The 2,638-nt window shown below is 67.1% G+C and carries 4 protein-coding genes; all 4 read left to right on the top strand.

The genetic code is table 11. The features are described 5' to 3' along the window. On the top strand, positions 1–336 hold a 336-nt coding region (locus VGB60_RS02255; RefSeq protein ID WP_331036657.1), incomplete at its 5' end, for a SufD family Fe-S cluster assembly protein. Positions 337–398: 62 nt separating this feature from the next. Next, complete coding sequence (locus VGB60_RS02250) at positions 399–734, top strand: GIY-YIG nuclease family protein (RefSeq protein WP_331036656.1); 336 nt, start codon at positions 399–401, stop codon at positions 732–734. Between the two features lie 193 nt (positions 735–927). After that, the gene (gene sufC, locus VGB60_RS02245; protein ID WP_331036655.1) at positions 928–1,677 is read left to right on the top strand and encodes a Fe-S cluster assembly ATPase SufC; all 750 of its coding nucleotides are present in this window, start codon (positions 928–930) and stop codon (positions 1,675–1,677) included. Next, the coding region (sufD, locus tag VGB60_RS02240; RefSeq protein ID WP_331036654.1) for a Fe-S cluster assembly protein SufD at positions 1,674–2,638 on the top strand (965 nt) is incomplete at its 3' end. The genes sufC and sufD, both read left to right, overlap by 4 nt.

The following is a 2,638-nucleotide window of genomic DNA, read 5'->3' as shown; positions in this document are numbered from 1 at the left end:
ACCTATCGCGGGCTGGTGTCGGTGCATCCGAAGGCGACGGGGGTGCGCAACTTCACCCAGTGCGACAGCCTGCTGATCGGCAAGGACTGCGGCTCGCACACCGTGCCCTATATCGAGGCCCGCAACGGCTCGGCCCAGCTGAAGCACGAGGCGACCACGACCCGCCTGTCCGACGACCAGCTGTTCTACGCCCAGCAGCGCGGCCTGTCGCAGGAGGAGGCGGTGGCCCTGCTGGTCAACGGCTTCGTCCGCGACGTGATGCAGAAGCTGCCGATGGAGTTCGCCGTCGAGGCGCAGAAGCTGGTGGCGATTAGTCTGGAGGGCTCGGTTGGCTGACGCCATTCACCCGTCATCCTCGGGCTTGTCCCGAGGACCCATCCCGGGGCAAGCTGAGCCTTATGGGCAGGGAACGCGGCCTGATCGCCGTCTACATCATGACCAACGGGCCTTACGGCACGTTGTACATCGGCGTGACGAGCGATCTGCATCACCGCGTGGCTCAACACCGCGCAGGGACGTTCGACGGCTTCACCAAAAAATATCAACTGAAGCGGTTGGTCTGGTTCGAGACGTTCGAATTCATGGCCCCGGCGCTCAAGCGCGAGAAGTCTCTCAAGCGGTACCTGCGCGACTGGAAAATCAACCTGATCGAGCGCGACAATCCGCATTGGCAAGACCTGTCTCTCGATTGGGATCGGTCGCCAGAGTGGAAGCACGGGCCGACGGACGAGTAGCGTCCGCCCGCTCCCCCGCCCCCCGTCATCCTCGGGCTTGTCCCGAGGACCCATCGTTCGGCGACAGCCATGGTCGGCAATTGGCCCCGTCCATCGAGACCGCGCCGCCGAATCTCGGGGATGATGACAAATGGGTCCTCGGGACAAGCCCGAGGATGACGGACGTTAAAAGTCAAAAGTCAGGTTCAAACGCGTGCTGAGCATCTCCAACCTCCACGTCTCCGTCGGCGACAAGCCGATCCTCAAGGGGCTGACGCTCGACGTTCCGGCGGGCGAGGTGCATGCCATCATGGGACCGAACGGAGCGGGCAAGTCGACGCTGGGCTACGCCGTGGCTGGGCGGCCGGGCTATGAGGCGACCGAAGGTTCTGTGTCGTGGAAGGGCGAGGACCTGCTGGGTCTGGAGCCAGCCGAGCGTGCGGCGAAGGGCGTGTTCCTGTCGTTCCAGTATCCGATCGAGATTCCCGGCGTCCCCGCCCTCACCTTCGTGCGCACGGCGCTGAACGCCCAGAAGCGGGCGCGCGGCGAGGAGGAGGTCACGGCCCCCGCCTTCCTGAAGCAGGTCCGGGCGGCGTCGGCGGCGCTGAAGATGGATTTCGACATGCTCAAGCGGCCGCTCAACGTCGGCTTCTCGGGCGGCGAGAAGAAGCGGATGGAGATCCTGCAGATGGCCCTGCTGGAGCCGTCGCTGCTGATCCTCGACGAGACCGATTCCGGCCTCGACATCGACGCGCTGCGCATCGTGGCCGAGGGGGTCAACGCCCTGCGCTCGCCGGACCGCGCCATGCTGGTGATCACCCACTACCAGCGCCTGCTGGACTATATCCGGCCCGACCGCGTGCACGTGCTGGCTGCCGGCCGCATCGTCGCCTCGGACGGCCCCGAACTGGCGCACCAGCTGGAGGCGGAAGGATACGACAAATATCTGCCGGAGCCGGCGTGAACGCGCCGGTCCGCATCGATCTGAAGGACGTCTCCAGCTTCCCCTCGAAGCGCGTCGAGGCGTGGAAATACACGGACCTGCGCCGTTTCCTGCGCGAGACGCCGCCGGTGTCGCCCGCGGGACAGATCGCGCCGGGCGGGCCGTTCTCGGCGCTCGGCGGGGACGAACTGGCGGTGGTCAACGGCCGCTGCTTCGGCGATCCGGCAATCATCGCGGAAGGTCCGGGCGATCATGTCGCGCGGCTTCGTTTCGTCTCGACGGCTGACGGGGCCGGGCACCAGGCGAACGTCTCCATCGAGGTCAAGGCCGGAGCCACGCTCCTGCTGCTCGAAAGCTACGAGGGCCGGGCGACGGGCTATGTCTCCAACGTGATGCTGAACATCGTCCTCGACGCTGGCGCCCGGCTGGAGCGCGTGGTGATCGAGGACGACGCCGACGACGCCATGTCCATCTCGACGGCGGAGGTGACGCTGGCCGAGGGCGCACGCTACGGCCAGACGGTGCTGACGACCGGCGCGAGGCTTCAACGCCACGAGACTCGGCTGGCCCACCCCGGCGAGGGGGCCGAGGTGCGGATCGACGGCCTTTACCTGCTGAACGGCGCCCGCCACTCGGACCTCACCAGCGTTGTCGCTCACAGCGGCCTGGACGGCCAGACCTCGCAACTGACGAAAGGCGTCGTACGCGACACCGCGCGCGGCGTGTTCCAGGGCAAGATCGTGGTCCAGCGCGGCGCCGACGGCACCGATGCGCGCATGGGCCACCACGCCCTGATCCTCGGCGAGCGGGCCGAGGTCGACGCCAAGCCGGAGCTGGAAATCTACGCCGACGACGTGCAGTGCGCGCACGGCAACACCGTGGGCAATCTCGACGAGAGCGCCCTGTTCTACATGCAGCAGCGGGGCCTGCCGATCGACGAGGCGCGGGCGCTGCTGACGCAGGCGTTCCTGATCGAGGTCGT

Origin of the sequence: Brevundimonas sp. (genome assembly GCF_036399195.1) — a bacterium.
GTDB lineage: Bacteria > Pseudomonadota > Alphaproteobacteria > Caulobacterales > Caulobacteraceae > Brevundimonas.
The sequence above is the reverse complement of the archived record's forward strand: the minus strand, read 5'-3'. Positions and strand labels throughout refer to the sequence as shown.